Raw genomic sequence first — 16,194 nt, 5'->3', positions numbered from 1 at the left:
GTTTAGGCTGTAGGGATGCGACTGGCGGGATGGGTGCGGGGGCGACTCCGGGCATCCGCTGTACCCGAACCGGGCGTCAGCCCGAAACCGCGGCTGAACCGCGACGTGATCGTGCTCGGCGTCATCGCCTTCTTCGTGATGGTGGGCTTCGGCGTCGTCGTACCGGTGCTGCCGGTCTACGTGCAGAGCTTCGGTGTCGGCAACCTCGAGGTCGGCGCGGTCGTCTCGGCCTTCGCTCTCATGCGGTTCGTGTTCAGCCCCGCCTGTGGTCGCCTGATCGACTGGGCCGGGGAACGAACCGTGCTCGCCGTCGGAATCGGCATTGTCGCACTCTCGAGCGGACTGGTCGGGGCGGCCGACAGCTACCTGCAACTGTTGCTGCTGCGCGGGGCCGGCGGCATCGGCTCCGCCATGTTCTCCGTGTCGGCCATGACGCTGTTGCTGCGCACGGCCGAACCGGGCCGCCGGGCCCGCGCGATCGGCTTCTACCAGGGCGGATTCCTCATCGGCGGCATGGCCGGCCCGGCGATCGGAAGTCTGCTCGCGACCATCTCGCTGACCGCACCCTTCTTCTTCTACGCCGGAACCCTCACCGTGGCCGGCCTGGTCGGGCTGTTCCTGTTGCGCTCGGGCGGCCGGGGCAGCGCGCTGGCCAGCGCCGACGCATCCGCTGTGCGCACGCCGTTTCGCACCGTGCTGCGGGACGAGCGCTTTCGCGCGGCCTGCCTCGCGAATTTCGCGCAGGGCTGGACCTCGCTCGGGGTGCGCACCACCCTCATTCCACTGTTCGTGGTCGTCGTGCTCGGGGGGACGAGTTCGTGGACCGGGATCGCGTTGGCTGCCGCAGCCGTCGCCCAGGCGCTCGCTCTTGCGCCGGCTGCCCGGTTTGTCGACACCGTCGGCCGCAAACCTGCCATTATTGGGGCATTCACTGTGGCCGGGCTCGCGATCGTTGCCATCTCGTTTGCGCCGAACATCTGGGTGCTCGGCGGTCTGCTCTGCGTCTACGGGGTCGCCGCCGCCTTCATGGGCACCGCTCCCGCCGCGGCGGTCGGCGATGCGGCCGGGGCGCGCGGGGGCCGCCCGGTCTCGGTGTTCTCCATGTGCGCGGATGCCGGTGCGATCGTCGGTCCGCTGGTTGCCGGCCTGCTCGTCGACGCTTTTTCGTTCTCGGCCGGATTTGCCGTCGGCGCCGTGTTCCTGCTGATCGCCGCCGCCTATGCGCTGCGGATGCCGTCCGAGCGTCGCGTCGCCGCCTGAGTCCGATGGGGCGGCGTCAGGTCGGTCGCGCGCGCGTGGCTTATTCAGGACAGGCCAATGCCGTACGCCGAACTTCCGCATGATTGCGGGGCGCCCGCAGGGCGGCGGTGGCCGATGTCCCGAAATAGCCACAGGAAAGCGCGCGTGAGTGGTCGGGTTGGGAATACCGCGGCAAGTTCATGCGTTTGCATGAATATCAAACTCGCTAGGAGGACCTCATGACCGTACAGACCACCGGACTGCACCACGTCACCGCGATTGCCGGTGCCCCACAACGCAACATCGACTTCTACGTGACCGGGCTGGGACTTCGTCTCGTCAAGAAAACCGTCAACTTCGACGACCCGGGCACCTACCACCTGTACTACGGCGACGATTCCGGCCGGCCCGGCTCGCTGCTCACCTTCTTTCCCTGGACCGGCATTCGCAGCGGCCACACCGGCGCCGGCCAGTCGACCACGACCGCGTTCTCCGTTCCGGCCGGCAGCATCGGCTGGTGGAAGGACCATTTCGCCAAGCTCGGTGTGGAATCCGCCGTGACCGGGCGCTCGTCCCACGAGGAGCGGCTCTCGCTGCGAGACCCCGACGGGCTTCAGCTCGACCTGGTGGCATCCTCAACGGTGGATCCGCGCAATCCCTGGGATTCCGCATCCGTTCCCGCTGAATTCGCGGTGCGTGGGCAGCACTCGTCGGTGCTCACCGTCGCCGACCCGGCGAAGACCGTTCAGGTGCTCACGGACGACCTCGGCATGCACGTCATCTCTGAAACGGATGGCCGCACTCGCGTTGGTGCCGGCGATGGCGCGCCCGGAAACCTCGTCGACGTGCTCGCCGACCCCTCCGGAACCCCCGGCCTGACCGCCGGCGGCAGCGTGCACCACGTGGCCTTCCGGGTGCCGGACCGCGCCACCCAGGCCGAATGGCGTGAACAGCTCGCCGACCGCGGTTACGGCGTGACCGCTATCCTGGACCGCCAGTACTTCACCTCGATCTACTTTCGCGAACCCGGCGGCGTGTTGTTCGAACTCGCCACCGACACCCCCGGCTTCGACATCGACGAGCCGCTGCTCGAGCTTGGTCGCTCGCTCAAGCTGCCGCCGTGGCTCGAGCCGAGCCGCGAGGCCATCGAGAACGCGGTGGCGCCGATCGTGCTGCCGCCCGAGAACAACCCGGGGGTAGTGGATGCTCCAGCGCCGGTCGCCGCGCCGGTCGCCGCCTCGGTCACCGAATGAGCGACGCGATGCCGCAGGCCGAGTGGCCGCACCTGTTTCGCCCGGGATCGGACGACGCCCGCGTGCTGCTGATGTTGCACGGGACCGGGGGCAACGAGCAGGAGATCGCCGGGCTCGCCAGCGCGCTCGATCCCACCGCTGCGATACTCGCCCCGCGCGGTCGGGTGCAGGAGAACGGCATGAATCGTTGGTTCCGGCGACTGTCCGAGGGTGTGTTCGACACCGCGGACGTGGCCCGACGCGCTGACGACCTCGCCGCGTTTCTGACCTGGGCGCGCGCCACCTACGCGCTCGGCGACCGGCCGATTGTTGCCGTCGGCTTTTCCAACGGCGCCAATATTGCCCTGGCGACGGCGCTTCTGCACCCGGCGGTGCTGCCTCGCGTGATTGCGTTCTCCGGCATGCATCCGCTCGCCCCCTCGCTCGACGCCGACCGAGGGATCGACGCGCGGGTCGCTGCCGGAGATCTGAGCGCATCCGCTGTGTTGCTACTGAACGGTCGAACCGACCCGATGGCTCCGCTCGGCAGTGTGCAGAAGCTCGCGACCATGCTCGAGGAGCGCGGTGCAAAGGTGCAGTCGGAGCTGCGCCCCGGTGGCCACGGCATCACCGAAACGGATGTCGCCGCCGCGGTGGCCTGGTTGGCCTAGCCCCGCGAGAGCGCAAAAAGTGCCCGTTTGACACGTTCAATCGGGCACTTTTTGCGCTCTCGCGCAACGGGTTAGCGGAGTTCTGTGCGACCGGAGATGACGCCGCTGACCGTCGCGACGACGGCGAAGATCACCGTGATGATGGGGAATCCGAGGTCCCACCAGGCGATCGCGGCCGCGCCGAAGATGGCGATTTCGATGAAGGCCTTGCCGAACGGGTCGAGGCGGAACACCGCCTTGGGGGAGCGGAACAGTGCCCAAACCAAAATGGCGAAGGCGGGGGCGGCGAGTCCGACCAGCACCCCGGGCCAGGGAAGCGGCCAGGCCAGGAAGCCCCAGATGCCGAGGCTGATGAAGGCGAAGAGTTCGAGCACGAACCGGAGCATGTCGTTGGGGCCGATTTTCGGCAGGGCGCGCGTGTCTGTCACTCGTCAATCTTACCGATCCGTCGTGCCGTCGCTTTCCGGGCCCGGGCCCGGAAAGCGGACCCACGATAGATCATGGGCCCCGGACCGTAAGGTGGGCCCGGGCCGCGCGAGGGTGCTGGGTGGTTCAGGCCGGGCCGGGCCTGGGCCCCGTCCCCGGCTACTTGAAGATGATCGTGCGGGCACCGTCGAGCAGCACCCGGTTCTCGGCGAACCACTTCACCGCCTGGGTCAGCGTGCGGCTCTCCTCGTCCTGCCCGATCGACACCAGCTCGGCCGGAGTGCGAGAGTGGTCGACGCGCACGACGTTTTGCTCGATGATCGGTCCTTCGTCGAGGTCGCCGGTCACGAAGTGTGCGGTCGCGCCGATGAGCTTGACGCCGCGGGCATGCGCCTGGCGGTACGGGTTGGCACCCTTGAAACCGGGCAGAAATGAGTGGTGAATGTTGATGGCGCGCCCGCCCAGCCGTGCGCACAGCTCCGGCGAGAGGATCTGCATGTAGCGGGCGAGCACGACGAGTTCGATATCGAGTTCGTCGACCGCCTCGATGACGCGAGTTTCAAAGTCGGCCTTGCTGGCCGCATCCGTTATGGGCAGTGATTCGAACGGCACGCCATAGAACCCGACCAGGTCGCGCAGGGTGCCGTGATTGCTCAGAACGAGCGGAATCTCCACCGGAAGCTGGCCGCCGCGCTGGCGAAACAGCAGATCATTGACGCAGTGCCCGGCCGAGGACGCGAGCACGAGCGTGCGCAGCGGGCGCCCCACGACATCGACGATCGACGCCATCGCATAGCGCTCGATCACCGGGGCGAGCGCCGCCTCGAGTTCGGGTCGGGTCACCGGGGACTGCACCTGCAGGCGGATGAAAAATCGTCCGGTGTCGGCGTTGGAGAATTGCTGGCTCTCCGAGATATTGCCGTGCGCCTGCACGATCGCGCCGGTGACGGCGTGCACGATTCCGGGCTGATCGGCACAGACCAGCGTGATTACCCAGTGATGCGGAGAAGTCATCCGACCAGAATACCGGGCCGGCGAGCGGATGCTGCTGACCTGCAGCCCCGGCCCGAGCGATCGAGTGTGCCCGAGCCATGCTCGATCCCGACGCACTGGCCGCCTTCCCGCCCAGTTGACCCGCCGGCACCGTCCGGTACACTCGACGTGGTCGCGCTGAACAAGCCGGCCCCGGGCGCGCACGTCGGCGCGCAGCCGGCTCCGGTGCGAACGACCGGACGCCCGCCGAGCCACCAGTATGAGTGCATCCATGACCAATACCGCCAACATCTTTCTGCCCACCGTGCCGCGCACCCCTGCCGCGAAGGCCACGCAGCCGTTCCCCTGGGTTGGCCTGATCACCCTCGCCGCCGCCGTTTTTCTGTCGGTCACCTCCGAGATGCTGCCGACCGGCCTGCTGCCGGAGATGAGCGAGAGCCTGAACGTCACCGAGAGCCAGATTGGCCTGCTCGTGTCGTGGTTTGCGTTCACCGTCGTCGTCACGAGCGCGCCCGTCGCGATCCTGACCCGCCGGTTTCCGCGGCACGGACTCATCATCATCGTGCTCGTCATCTTCGCGCTCAGTAGCGTGCTCACCGCCATCGCGCCGACCTACGAGCTGGTCGTCGCGGCGCGGGTGCTTGGCGGCGTCGCCCACGGCCTGTTCTGGTCGGTGGTCGGTGCCTACGCCGCCCACCTCGTGCCCAAGGCGCAAATCGGCCGCGCCGTGTCGATCACCGTCGCTGGCGGAACGCTCGCCTTCGTGTTCGGTGTGCCGCTCGGTACCGCGGCCGGCCACCTGCTCGGTTGGCGCCTCTCCTTCGTCGCCCTCGGCGTGCTCATGCTGATCGGCGCCGCCCTGGTCTGGAAGTTCCTGCCCCCGGTCGCCCGGCATTCCACAAGCACGTCCACAACGGATGCCGCCGCATCCGCTCCCCAGGGCGGTCGCCGCGACGCAACCATTCCCGCTGTCGTGCTGATCTGCTTCATCACCGGCATCACCATGGTCGGCCACTACAGCTTCTACACCTACATCGCGCCGTTTCTGCTCGACGGTCTCGGCGTCGCCGCGAGCCAGCTGGCACCGCTGCTCTTCGCCTACGGTGTCGCCGGGGCGATCGGGCTGCTGCTCGTCGGCACCGTCTTTGGTCCGCGTCCGACGCTCGGCCTCGTGCTCGGTCTGGCGGCCAGCGCTGTGAGCGTCACCCTGCTCGCCCTGTTCAGTGCCACTCTGCCGGTCGCACTCGCCGCTTTCGTGCTCTGGGGAATGGCCTTCGGAACCTTGCCACCGTTGATGCAGACCCGAATGCTGCACGCTGCGTCCCCGGAGATTCGCGACACCGCCTCCGCCTTCTATACCACCGCATTCAACGCTGGAATCGGTGGCGGCGCGCTGCTCGGCGCGGTGCTGATCGAGACCGTCGGGCTCGAGTTCGTGCCGCTGGTCTACGTGGGTTTGCTCGTCGTCGCGCTCACGCTCGTGGTCGTCACCGACCTGGTCGGCAGCCGCCGCTCCTGACGTTTTCATCACTCTGACTTCGTGCAGGACGGGGACCGCACCGGAGGCGACCGCTGCACGTTTGCGGCGCCGACGGCAGACCGTCCCTTGTCGGCGGGTAGACTAGACCTTCACACCCCGACCTGACAAGCCTGGAGGCCGCATGGTTCAATTCCTCCTCGCGTTTGTCGTTCTCTCGGTGCTCACGCCGTGGCTCACCCGGCGCGTCGGCACCCGCGTCTTCTACCTGATCGCCCTGCTGCCGGCCGGAGCGTTTGCCTACACGCTCACCCAGACCGCCACGGTCACCGCGGGTGGGGCCGTGACCCAGTCCATTCCGTGGATTCCGCAGCTCGGCATCAGCCTCTCCTTACGGGTCGATACCCTGGCCTGGCTGCTCGCCCTCGTGGTCACCGGCGTCGGTGCCCTCGTACTGATCTATTGCGCGCGTTACTTTACCGACGACGAACCGAGTCTCGGCCGGTTCGCGGCGCTGCTGCTGGCCTTCGCCGGCACCATGTACGGCCTGGTCACCGCAGACGACCTGGTGATCATGTTCATGTTCTGGGAGATCACCAGCGTGCTCTCCTACCTGCTGATCGGGCATTACACCCATAAACGGGAGAGTCGCGGCGCTGCCCTGCAAGCCCTGATCGTGACGACCTTCGGCGGCCTGGTCATGCTCGTGGGCGTCGTGATGATCTCGGTCGCCTCCGGCACCACGAGCCTGGCCTATATCGTCGCCAACCCGGTGACCAGCACGATGGGTACCTGGGCGATTCTGCTCATCCTGGTCGGGGCGCTCTCCAAGAGTGCGCTCGTGCCGTTCCACTTCTGGCTGCCCGCCGCGATGGCCGCACCCACCCCGGTCAGCGCCTATCTGCACGCCGCCGCGATGGTCAAGGCCGGCATCTACATCGTCGCCCGGCTCGCTCCCGGCTACGCCGACAGCGCTGGCTGGCTGCCGGTGCTGGTCACGCTTGGCGTCTGGACCATGGTCGTCGGGGCCTGGCGTGCGCTGCGCCAGTACGACCTCAAGCTGCTGCTCGCCTATGGCACGGTCAGCCAGCTCGGCTTTCTCATGATCGCGATCGGATTCAATACCCGCGACACCGCGCTCGCCGGGGCCGCCCTGCTGCTCGCGCACGCCCTCTACAAGGCCACCCTCTTTCTCGTCGTCGGCGTGATCGACCACCGCGCCGGCACCCGGGACTGGCGCAAACTGAGCGGCGTCGGCCGCAGCGCCCCGGCGCTCGCGCTGATCGCGCTCGTCGCCGTCGCGTCGATGGCCGGGCTGCCCCCGTTGTTCGGTTTCGTCGCCAAGGAAGCCGTCTTCACCTCGCTGTTCGATGCCGGCGTCGGGGGATCCGGCTGGGGCTACGCGGCCCTCATCGGTACGGCCGTTGGATCCGTGCTGACGGTGGCCTACAGCATCCGTTTCTTCTGGGGTGCGTTTGGAACGCGCAGGGAACAGCCGGACACCGTGCTGCACGCGAGCCCGTGGGACACCCTGCTCGCCCCCGGCGTGCTCACCGTCGCGACGATTGGACTCGGCCTGTTCGCCGCGCTGCTCGACCCGCTGCTCGCGCCCTACGCCGACACCGTGCCGGGCGCTGGCAGCATCACCGAGCCGCCTTACCATCTCGCGCTCTGGCACGGGTTCGAGCCGGCGCTGTATCTCAGCGCCGTCGTTCTACTGCTCGGTGCGCTGCTGTTCCGGGCGCGCCGAGGAGTGTCGAAATTGCAGGCGAGGGTGCCCGACGTTATCGACGCCAGCCGCGGCTATGGTAAGGCCATCCGCAGTGTCGACCGGGTCGCCGCCCGGGTCACCCACTTCGCCCAGCAGGGCGGGCTGCCGCAGTACCTCGGCACGATTCTCAGCGTGTTCGTGGTCGCCCTCGGCTTCGCAGCGTTCGTCAACCGTACCTGGCCCGAAACGATCGTGCTCTGGGACTATCCAGGCCAGGTATTGATTGCCCTGATCATGGCCATTTGCGCGGTGATGGCGGCTCGGGTCGGGCAGCGGATGACCGCGGTCATCCTCGCCGGCGTCACCGGCTACGGCCTCGTCGCCCTGTTCGCCTTTCATGGTGCGCCCGACCTCGCCCTGACCCAGGCCCTGGTCGAATCGATCACCCTGGTGATCTTCGTGCTCGTGCTGCGCCGCCTGCCGGCGAACATCGCCCAGCACAACAAACCGGTGCGCCGCAAACGCCGCCTGCTGATCGGCAGCCTGGTCGGCCTGGTCATGGGCACGATCGGTTTCATCGCCCTCGGCGCCCGCGACTTTGCGAGCATCGCCGGAGCCCTGCCGCGCCTCTCGGTCGACGACGGGCACGGCGACAATATCGTCAACGTGATGCTCGTCGACATTCGCGCCTGGGACACCATGGGCGAGGTGTCCGTGCTCATCGTCGTCGCGACCGGTGTCGCGAGCCTGCTGTTCGTCTCCGGCCGCTACTCGGTCCTGCCGCGCCTGAAGGAATCCCGCAGCCTGCGCGCGGGCGCCAACCGGCGCCGCATCGTGGCCGACCCGGAGCTGTCCAGCGAGGGGCACGCCGTCACCCGGCAGGCGTTCCTGCTCGCTGGGCGCAAGAACGACCCGCGCAACCGGTCGATCCTGATCGAAGTGCTCGTGCGATTGCTGTTCCACCCGGCCATGATCGTGTCGATCTACCTGCTCTTCGCCGGCCACAACCTGCCCGGCGGCGGTTTCGCTGGCGGGCTGCTCGCCGGCCTCGCCCTGGTGGCTCGCTACCTTGCCGGGGGGCGTTACGAACTCAGCGAAGCCGCACCGATCGACCCGGGCAAGATCCTCGGCCTCGGCGTCATCCTCGCCGTGGGCATGGCTGTCGTCTCGCTGTTCTTCGACGGGATCCCCCTCGAATCGGCCTACTTCACCGCCACAGTGCCCGTACTCGGTGACCTGTCCTTTGGCACCTCGACCATCTTCGATATCGGCGTCTACCTCGTCGTGATCGGCCTGACCTACGACATTCTGCGCAGCCTCGGCAGCGAGATCGATCGGCAGAGCGAGAACGACGAAATCGGCCCGCGGCCCGCGCCCGATGACACAGCTGCCCCGGCCGAGCCCTCGACCGACACGGCTGCAGGGCTGAACATCCATCCCCTGCACGAGATCCCGAACGGAGGAGGCACGCGATGAGCGCCTCCCTCACCCTCGTCATCGTCATGGCCGTCATGTACGCGGCCGGCGTCTACGTCATGCTCGAACGCAGCCTTACCCGGGTGCTGATCGGATTTCTGCTGGTCGGCAACGCCACCAACCTGCTCATCTTCATCATGAGCGGACGTCCCGGCAGCTCGCCGATCGTCACCGGCACGAGCGTTCAGGACATGGTCGACCCGATTCCGCAGGTGCTCATGCTCACCGCGATCGTGATCAACTTCGGCATCACCGCGCTGCTGCTCGCCCTCATCTACCGGTCCTGGTGGCTGGCCCAGCTCGGCGACGAGGGCGACACCCTTACCGACGAGCACGCCACCGAAAGTGCCGGCGACGCCGACGCCACCTTCCGTTCCTCCTCCGACGATGACGACGCCATCGCCGAGTCCATCGACGAGTTCGAGCGCGGCGACGGCGCCACCAGCGATGAAGACACGTCGAAAGCGGATGCTGCCGGCCGCGCCGGCGCATCCGCTTCAGACGAGAGGAACGCGCGATGACCGCCCTGGTTCCCCTGATCGTCTGCCTGCCGCTGCTCGGTGCGGCGGTCGCCCTGATGCTCGGCCAGCGCCGCCGCCTGCAGGTTCTCGTGAGCGTTCTCAGCCTCGGGGCGGCGACCGTGATGAGCGCCGTACTGCTGGTCCTAGTCGACCGGCACGGACCGGCCGTGGTGCAGGTCGGCGGCTGGGACGCGCCGTGGGGCATCGTGCTCGTCGTCGACCGACTGTCGGCGATCATGCTGCTCATCTCGGCGCTCATGCTGCTCGGCGTGCTGCTGTTCGCCGTCGGCCAGGGCATCATCGACGGTGACCTCGAAACGCCCGTCTCGATCTTTCACCCGACCTACCTCGTGCTGGCCGCCGGCCTGTTCAACGCCTTCGTCGCCGGCGACCTGTTCACCATGTACGTCGGTTTCGAGATGCTGCTCTCGGCCAGCTATGTGCTGCTGACCCTTGGCGGTACGGGAGCGCGCATCCGGGTGGGTATCACCTACATCGTGGTGAGCCTGGTGTCGTCCCTGCTGTTCCTCAGTGCGATCGCTCTCATCTACGGCGCCACCGGCACGGTCACCCTCGCCCTCATCGCCGAGCGGATGCCCGATCTCCCCGCCGATATTCAGCTGATTCTCGGTCTGTTGCTGCTGATCGCCTTCGGGGTGAAGGCCGCGGTCTTTCCGATGTCGTTCTGGCTGCCGGACTCCTACCCGACCGCGCCCGCCCCGGTCACGGCGGTCTTCGCCGGGCTGCTCACCAAGGTCGGGGTGTACGCGATTCTGCGCACCCAGACGCTGTTCTTTCCCGACAACCAGTTCTCGACGCCGCTCATGGTCGTCGCCGCGCTGACCCTGCTGGTGGGCATTTTGGGCGCGCTCGCCCAGGCCGATATCAAACGGCTGCTGTCGTTCACCCTGGTCAGTCACATCGGCTACATGCTGTTCGGGATCGCGATCGGCACCCCGCTCGCCATCGCCGCGACCATCTTCTACGTCGTGCACCACATCACCGTGCAGACGACCCTGTTTCTGGCCGCCGGGCTGATCGATCGGGTCGGCGGAACCACCTCGCTGTCGCGGCTCGGCGGGCTGCTGAAATCGTCGCCGCTGGTGGCCATTTTGTTCTTTCTCGGCGCGCTCAACCTCGGCGGAATCCCGCCGTTCTCCGGTTTTCTCGGCAAGATCGCCCTGTTTCAGGCCGGCACGATCGTGGCCGACCCGCTCATCTACGTGCTGATCGGGGTCGGCGCGCTCACCTCGCTGCTGACCCTCTACGCCCTCGCCCGGGCTTGGAACCTGGCGTTCTGGCGGCCGAAGAAACAGGTGAAGGACTACACCTCGTCAATGTCGGCGCAGCTCGTGGAAGACCCGCAGGACGCTGGGCTCGTGCTGAAGAAGACGATCTCGCCGCTCATGGTCGGCGCGACCTCCTCCATGCTCGTGCTGACCCTGGGGCTGACGGTGTTCGCCGGGCCGATCTTCGCCCTGGCCACCCGAGCTGCCGCCAATATCAGCTATCCGTCGACCTACATTGATGCCGTGTTCCCGAACGGTACCGGTTCAATCGAAGATAGCAACGTGGGCACCAACTTCGAGGGGGGTTCCCGATGACCACGCCGCGCGAACGGCGGGGCGCCGTCGGCAACCAGATTCCGCCGTTGATCGCCCTGATCGTGCTGTGGATGCTGCTCTGGGGCGAATTCTCCTGGCTCAATCTGCTCATCGCGCTCGTCGTTGGCATCGTCGTTACCGTGGCGTTTTATCTGGTGCCGGTGCAGCTGAGTGGGCGGCTGCATCCGCTGCACACCGTCGTATTCTTCGTGCGACTGATCCTGGACATTGTGCGCGCCTCGATCGACGTGTCCTGGCTGGCCGTGAAGCCGCGCCTGGTCACGTCGAACGCCATTCTGGAGATTCGACTGCGCACCCGCAGCGACCTCATTCTCACCTGGACCGCCGTGGCCACGTCGATCGTTCCCGGCTCGATCGTGGTCGACATCGACCGGGAATCGTCGATCCTCTACCTGCACGTGCTCAATATGCAGAGCGCTCGCGATATCGAGAGTTTTCGCCGCCGGGTGCTGGACACCGAGCGACGCATCGTGCGCGGGTTCGGCTCAAGCGAAGACGTTGAACGGATGCGCGGGGTGCGGCCCGCAGATCGGCGCGCATCTCGCCTGAAGGGAACCTCATGATGTTGCAGATTGTGGCCGTCGTCGCGTCGATCATGTTCGCGGTCGGCGCGCTCCTGGCCGTCTACCGTATCGTCGTCGGCCCGAGCGTGCTGGACCGGGTCATCGCCTCCGATGTGCTGGTCGCGACGATCATTTGCGCCCTCGCCGCGGAGATGGCGCTCAACCGGCACACCGACACCCTGCCGGTGCTGCTCGTGCTGGCGCTGTTCGCGGTGCTCGGATCGCTCAGCGTCGCCCGCTTTCTGCCGGCCAGGGACAGCGCATGAGCGCCCTGTTGCACGACGTGCTGACGGCTATTCTGGTGCTCGCCGGCGCTGCGATGTGCCTCGCCGCCGGAATAGGGCTGATTCGCTTTCCCGACGTTCTGTCTCGACTGCACGCCGCGACCAAGCCGCAGATCTTCGGGCTCATGGCCGTGACAGCGGATGTCGCGATCAACAATTTCTCGGTCGGCACCGTCACCCTCGTGGTCGCCATCGTGGTGTTTCAGGCGCTGACCGCGCCGATGGCCGCGCACCTCGTGGGTCGGGCCGCCTACGAGACCGAGCACCTGCGGCCCGACCTGCTCATCGTTGACGAGCTGCGCGATCGCCGCGCTGCCCGCTGACCCGGCCCGCTCGCCCCAGCGTGGCTCGCGGCACTCATTAGCGGTCGTGGCGCCCCGAGCTAGCGGTGCCCGCGAGGCTGCCGAGTGCCGCGCGACCGGAGCCGCGCCGACCAGCGCCACGAAAAGACGCGCGCGGCGGCATCCGCTGATATAATGGTTGAGTCGCAACTGGCGTAGCACGAAGATGGGTCACCATTGGGGAGCGACTGACACGGTTAGTGGCCGCACGCCTGGGCCGCAACATCCATATATAAGGAGAACTCCGTGCCTGATTCCGCTACCGTCTTGAAGTCGACCTTCAACGAACCGCTCTCGGTCGTTGACCCCGAGATTGCCGCTGTGCTCGAGCAGGAGCTCGGCCGCCAGCGCGACTACCTCGAAATGATCGCGAGCGAGAACTTCGTTCCGCGCGCCGTGCTGCAGTCGCAGGGCTCCGTGCTCACCAACAAGTACGCCGAGGGTTACCCTGGACGCCGCTACTACGGCGGCTGCGAGTACGTCGACGTCGCCGAGCAGCTCGCCATCGACCGGGCCAAGAGCCTGTTCGGAGCCGCCTACGCGAACGTGCAGCCGCACTCCGGCGCCACAGCGAACGCCGCAGTCCTCTCCGCCATCGCCACCCCCGGCGACACCATCCTCGGTCTCGAGCTGGCCCACGGCGGCCATCTCACCCACGGTATGAAGCTCAACTTCTCCGGCAAGCTGTACAACCCGGTCGCCTATGGAGTCGACCCGGAGACCTTCCGCGTCGACATGAATGTCGTGCGCGACAAGGCACTCGAGAGCAAGCCGAAGGTCATTATCGCCGGCTGGTCTGCCTACCCGCGTCACCTCGACTTCGAAGCTTTCCGCGCCATCGCCGACGAGGTCGGCGCGCTGCTCTGGGTGGATATGGCCCACTTCGCCGGGCTCGTCGCCGCCGGCCTGCACCCCTCGCCCGTGCCCTACGCCGACGTCGTGTCGAGCACCGTGCACAAGACCCTCGCCGGCCCGCGCTCGGGCTTCATCCTCTCGCGGGACATGACCCTGGCCAAGAAACTCAATTCCAACGTGTTCCCCGGCCAGCAGGGCGGCCCGCTGATGCACGTGATCGCCGCCAAGGCGACCGCGTTCAAGCTCGCCGGCGAGCCCGAGTTCAAGGAACGTCAGGAGCGTACCCTGCGCGGTGCCCGAATCCTCGCCGAGCGCCTGACCGCTGATGACTCGCGCGAGCACGGCATCGACGTGCTCACCGGCGGAACCGACGTGCACCTCGTGCTCGCCGACCTACGCCACTCCGAGATCAACGGCCAGCAGGCCGAGGATGCCCTGCACGAGGTGGGCATCACGGTGAACCGCAACTCCGTTCCGTTCGACCCGCGCCCGCCGATGGTCACGTCGGGCCTACGTATCGGCACGCCGGCCCTGGCCACCCGCGGATTCGGCGACGCCGAGTTCACCGAGGTTGCCGACGTCATCGCCGCGGCACTCAAGCCCGGCGCCAACATCGCCGCGCTCCGCACCCGTGTCGGAGCGCTCACGCAGGCGTTCCCGCTGTACTCCGGGCTGGAGCAGTAGCTCCTTCGAGAACGGATGCTGCCGGCCGGCCTGGCCGGCAGCATCCGTCTTCTCGTGCCCGCCTGCGAGTGACCAGCGCGATGCACCCCCGCCGCACCTTTGTCCGGGGCCTGGGCCCCGTCCCTGGGCCCACGTTATAACCTGGGCCCGCGAACGGGGCCCGGGCCCCGACCGAGTGACCTGGACGACAATACCGATCTGAACCACAACAGTAGGGAACCGCAAATGACGGCAATCACACTCGACGGCGTCAAGACCGCGTCTGATATCAAGGCTGAGCTTCGCGATCGCATCGTGGCCCTGCGCGCGCACGGTGTCGTGCCCGGACTGGCCACCCTGCTGGTCGGCAATGATCCCGGCTCAAAGACCTACGTCGCAGGCAAGCACAGCGACTGCGCCGAGGTTGGCATCGAATCGATTCGCATCGACCTGCCCGGCTCGGCGACCAGTGCCGACGTGCGTGCCGCCATCAAGGATCTTAACAACAGCCGCGAGGTGACCGGCTACATCATTCAGCTGCCGCTTCCGGTCGGCCACAACGAGAACGCGATGCTCGAACTGATCGATCCGTCGAAGGATGCCGACGGCCTGCACCCGACCAACCTCGGGCGTTTGGTGCTCGGGATCGAGGGCGAACTGCGCTCCCCGCTGCCGTGCACCCCGGCCGGAATCGTCGAGCTGCTGCGCCGCTACGACGTGCCGATCGTGGGCAAGAAGGTCGTCGTGGTCGGTCGCGGCCTCACCGTCGGTCGCCCGCTTGGCCTGCTGTTCACCCGCAAGGGCCTCGATGCGACCGTCACCCTGACGCACTCGCGGACCGTCGACCTCGCCGGTGAGGTGCGCCGTGCCGATATCGTCGTGGCCGCAGTCGGAGTGCCGCACCTGATCCAGGCCGACTGGATCAAGCCGGGCGCCGCCGTCCTGGACGTGGGAATCACCCGCGTGCACAACGAAGTCACCGGCAAAGGCCGTCTGACCGGTGACGTACATCCCGATGTTGCCGCGGTCGCCGGGCACCTGTCGCCGAATCCGCGTGGCGTCGGCCCGATGACCCGCGCGATGCTGGTCTCGAACGTGGTCAAGGCCGCCGAGCAGTCGCTGCTCGCGTAGCGGCGCGGCCACGAGGCTCGGCGGGCCGCGGTGAACGCTGCCCGCGTAGCGACTCTGCCGACGGTTCGGCCGGCCGTAGCTAACGCCGGTGAGTTTCGCTACACGCCGTTGCCGTCGTGCGCCTCGTACGGCGCGTCGCCTATTTACCGGCAGTAGCGGCCGCGCGGGGCATCCGTTTTGTTACGGCTGGGCGAGGGCGGCGCGGTGCAGCTCGGTGTGTTCCAAATAGTTCTGCGCATTGTGACGGATGCTGTCGATCTCGTCGTCGGTCAGCGGGCGTCGAACCTTGGCGGGAACGCCGGCCACGAGGGATCCGGGCGGCACCACGGTTCCGCCGAGCACGACGGCTCCGGCAGCGACGAGGGATCCGGTGCCGATGACGGCGCCGTTGAGAATGGTCGCGGACATACCGACCAGTACATTGTCTTCGATCGTGCAGCCGTGCAGCACGGCGCCGTGCCCGACCGAGACGCCGGTGCCGAGGGTGAGCGGAAAGTCGGTGTCGACGTGGCAGGAGACGTTGTCCTGCAGGTTCGAGCCGGCCCCGATCGTGATTGGCTCCAGTTCGGCGCGCAGCACGGAGTTGTACCACACGCTGGCCCGGTCGGCGAGGGTGACATTACCCACGATCACCGCGCCCGGAGCGACGAACGCGCTCTCGGCGATGCTCGGGGCCGGCGTATTCGGCAGGACGATGATTCGGGCGGCGCTGTCAGCAGTCATACGCGTCAGCCTAGCCCGGGGCGGCGGGGCGGCGAGGCGGCGAGGCAGTGAGACTACGAGGCAGGCAGCGGGGAGTGGGAGCGGCCGGGCAGGCAGTGCGGCAGGGGGGGCGGCGAGAGAGCGGGGCAGCGGGGGCGGCCGAGTACCAAGGCAGGCGGGGCCGGGAGGCGCAGCGGCAGGGAGGCAGCGAGCCCGGGCGGTGAGCCGGCGACCGGCAGCGGCCCGCGCTCGTCGCAACGCGCAGGCGGCCCGCCCCGGAATTG

General features: G+C 67.6%; 14 protein-coding genes, 1 pseudogene and 1 riboswitch. Of the genes and pseudogenes, 12 read left to right on the top strand and 3 right to left on the bottom strand.

The genetic code is table 11. The features are described from left to right. Positions 1 to 15: 15 nt before the first annotated feature. The 3 genes from E3O11_RS02670 to E3O11_RS02660 all read left to right on the top strand — a co-directional run bounded on the left by E3O11_RS02670 (position 16) and on the right by E3O11_RS02660 (position 3,142). On the top strand, positions 16 to 1,260 hold the full coding sequence (locus tag E3O11_RS02670) for an MFS transporter (RefSeq protein ID WP_092449626.1): 1,245 nt from the start codon (positions 16 to 18) through the stop codon (positions 1,258 to 1,260). Between the two features lie 218 nt (positions 1,261 to 1,478). Beyond that, a complete protein-coding gene (locus E3O11_RS02665) occupies positions 1,479 to 2,492 on the top strand; it encodes a ring-cleaving dioxygenase (protein ID WP_092449628.1) in 1,014 nt (337 codons plus the stop codon). Continuing rightward, entirely contained in the window at positions 2,489 to 3,142 is a 654-nt protein-coding gene (locus tag E3O11_RS02660; protein ID WP_092449630.1) for an alpha/beta hydrolase, read from the top strand. The genes E3O11_RS02665 and E3O11_RS02660 overlap by 4 nt, the downstream gene beginning before the upstream one ends. 71 nt (positions 3,143 to 3,213) lie before the next feature. Here the strand turns inward: E3O11_RS02660 and E3O11_RS02655 are convergent, their stop codons facing one another. Both E3O11_RS02655 and purU read right to left on the bottom strand, forming a co-directional pair. Then, a complete protein-coding gene (locus E3O11_RS02655; protein WP_233195169.1) occupies positions 3,214 to 3,570 on the bottom strand; it encodes a YrdB family protein in 357 nt (118 codons plus the stop codon). Between the two features lie 157 nt (positions 3,571 to 3,727). Continuing rightward, a complete protein-coding gene (purU, locus tag E3O11_RS02650; protein WP_092449632.1) occupies positions 3,728 to 4,582 on the bottom strand; it encodes a formyltetrahydrofolate deformylase in 855 nt (284 codons plus the stop codon). Positions 4,583 to 4,832: 250 nt separating this feature from the next. Here purU and E3O11_RS02645 point away from each other — a divergent pair, with 250 nt between their 5' ends. The 9 genes and pseudogenes from E3O11_RS02645 to E3O11_RS02605 all read left to right on the top strand — a co-directional run. Further along, positions 4,833 to 6,080: an MFS transporter gene (locus tag E3O11_RS02645; protein ID WP_092449635.1), complete on the top strand. Its 1,248-nt coding sequence runs from the start codon at positions 4,833 to 4,835 to the stop codon at positions 6,078 to 6,080. A 142-nt stretch (positions 6,081 to 6,222) separates the two neighbouring features. Then, positions 6,223 to 9,225 (top strand): Na+/H+ antiporter subunit A, encoded by a 3,003-nt coding sequence (locus E3O11_RS02640; protein WP_092449637.1) that lies wholly within the window; start codon positions 6,223 to 6,225, stop codon positions 9,223 to 9,225. After that, the gene (locus E3O11_RS02635) at positions 9,222 to 9,746 is read left to right on the top strand and encodes a sodium:proton antiporter (protein ID WP_092449639.1); all 525 of its coding nucleotides are present in this window, start codon (positions 9,222 to 9,224) and stop codon (positions 9,744 to 9,746) included. Before E3O11_RS02640 ends, E3O11_RS02635 begins: the two co-directional genes overlap by 4 nt. After that, positions 9,743 to 11,350 (top strand): Na+/H+ antiporter subunit D, encoded by a 1,608-nt coding sequence (locus E3O11_RS02630; RefSeq protein WP_092449641.1) that lies wholly within the window; start codon positions 9,743 to 9,745, stop codon positions 11,348 to 11,350. Before E3O11_RS02635 ends, E3O11_RS02630 begins: the two co-directional genes overlap by 4 nt. Next, positions 11,347 to 11,934, top strand: coding sequence for a Na+/H+ antiporter subunit E (locus E3O11_RS02625; RefSeq protein WP_092449643.1), 588 nt, complete (start codon positions 11,347 to 11,349; stop codon positions 11,932 to 11,934). Before E3O11_RS02630 ends, E3O11_RS02625 begins: the two co-directional genes overlap by 4 nt. Next, entirely contained in the window at positions 11,931 to 12,200 is a 270-nt protein-coding gene (locus tag E3O11_RS02620) for an MrpF/PhaF family protein (RefSeq protein ID WP_233195173.1), read from the top strand. Before E3O11_RS02625 ends, E3O11_RS02620 begins: the two co-directional genes overlap by 4 nt. Beyond that, the gene (gene mnhG, locus E3O11_RS02615; RefSeq protein ID WP_092449645.1) at positions 12,197 to 12,541 is read left to right on the top strand and encodes a monovalent cation/H(+) antiporter subunit G; all 345 of its coding nucleotides are present in this window, start codon (positions 12,197 to 12,199) and stop codon (positions 12,539 to 12,541) included. The genes E3O11_RS02620 and mnhG overlap by 4 nt, the downstream gene beginning before the upstream one ends. Positions 12,542 to 12,695: 154 nt before the next feature. Then, positions 12,696 to 12,784: riboswitch (ZMP/ZTP riboswitch) on the top strand. A gap of 21 nt (positions 12,785 to 12,805) precedes the next feature. Continuing rightward, complete coding sequence (gene glyA, locus E3O11_RS02610; protein WP_277871251.1) at positions 12,806 to 14,098, top strand: serine hydroxymethyltransferase; 1,293 nt, start codon at positions 12,806 to 12,808, stop codon at positions 14,096 to 14,098. Positions 14,099 to 14,323: 225 nt separating this feature from the next. Beyond that, a pseudogene (locus tag E3O11_RS02605) lies at positions 14,324 to 15,225 on the top strand (bifunctional methylenetetrahydrofolate dehydrogenase/methenyltetrahydrofolate cyclohydrolase); the annotation flags it as partial. A gap of 163 nt (positions 15,226 to 15,388) precedes the next feature. On the opposite strand, the gene E3O11_RS02600 reads toward E3O11_RS02605, so the two are convergent. Next, the gene (locus E3O11_RS02600; RefSeq protein ID WP_092449650.1) at positions 15,389 to 15,931 is read right to left on the bottom strand and encodes a gamma carbonic anhydrase family protein; all 543 of its coding nucleotides are present in this window, start codon (positions 15,929 to 15,931) and stop codon (positions 15,389 to 15,391) included. Between the last annotated feature and the right edge of the window lie 263 nt (positions 15,932 to 16,194).

The organism is Cryobacterium levicorallinum, from assembly GCF_004402405.1.
GTDB lineage: Bacteria > Actinomycetota > Actinomycetes > Actinomycetales > Microbacteriaceae > Cryobacterium > Cryobacterium levicorallinum.
Note: the sequence above shows the minus strand (reverse complement) of the source record. Positions and strands in the feature narration are given on the sequence as shown.

What these genes read in the sequence shown, in the direction of transcription:
- purU (WP_092449632.1), bottom strand. Translation starts at nt 4,582, where the DNA reads ATGACTTCTCCGCATCACTGGGTAATCACGCTGGTCTGTGCCGATCAG.
- E3O11_RS02625 (WP_092449643.1), top strand. Translation starts at nt 11,347, where the DNA reads ATGACCACGCCGCGCGAACGGCGGGGCGCCGTCGGCAACCAGATTCCG.
- E3O11_RS02635 (WP_092449639.1), top strand. Translation starts at nt 9,222, where the DNA reads ATGAGCGCCTCCCTCACCCTCGTCATCGTCATGGCCGTCATGTACGCG.
- E3O11_RS02600 (WP_092449650.1), bottom strand. Translation starts at nt 15,931, where the DNA reads ATGACTGCTGACAGCGCCGCCCGAATCATCGTCCTGCCGAATACGCCG.
- E3O11_RS02670 (WP_092449626.1), top strand. Translation starts at nt 16, where the DNA reads ATGCGACTGGCGGGATGGGTGCGGGGGCGACTCCGGGCATCCGCTGTA.
- E3O11_RS02665 (WP_092449628.1), top strand. Translation starts at nt 1,479, where the DNA reads ATGACCGTACAGACCACCGGACTGCACCACGTCACCGCGATTGCCGGT.
- E3O11_RS02640 (WP_092449637.1), top strand. Translation starts at nt 6,223, where the DNA reads ATGGTTCAATTCCTCCTCGCGTTTGTCGTTCTCTCGGTGCTCACGCCG.
- E3O11_RS02660 (WP_092449630.1), top strand. Translation starts at nt 2,489, where the DNA reads ATGAGCGACGCGATGCCGCAGGCCGAGTGGCCGCACCTGTTTCGCCCG.
- E3O11_RS02645 (WP_092449635.1), top strand. Translation starts at nt 4,833, where the DNA reads ATGACCAATACCGCCAACATCTTTCTGCCCACCGTGCCGCGCACCCCT.
- E3O11_RS02630 (WP_092449641.1), top strand. Translation starts at nt 9,743, where the DNA reads ATGACCGCCCTGGTTCCCCTGATCGTCTGCCTGCCGCTGCTCGGTGCG.
- E3O11_RS02620 (WP_233195173.1), top strand. Translation starts at nt 11,931, where the DNA reads ATGATGTTGCAGATTGTGGCCGTCGTCGCGTCGATCATGTTCGCGGTC.
- mnhG (WP_092449645.1), top strand. Translation starts at nt 12,197, where the DNA reads ATGAGCGCCCTGTTGCACGACGTGCTGACGGCTATTCTGGTGCTCGCC.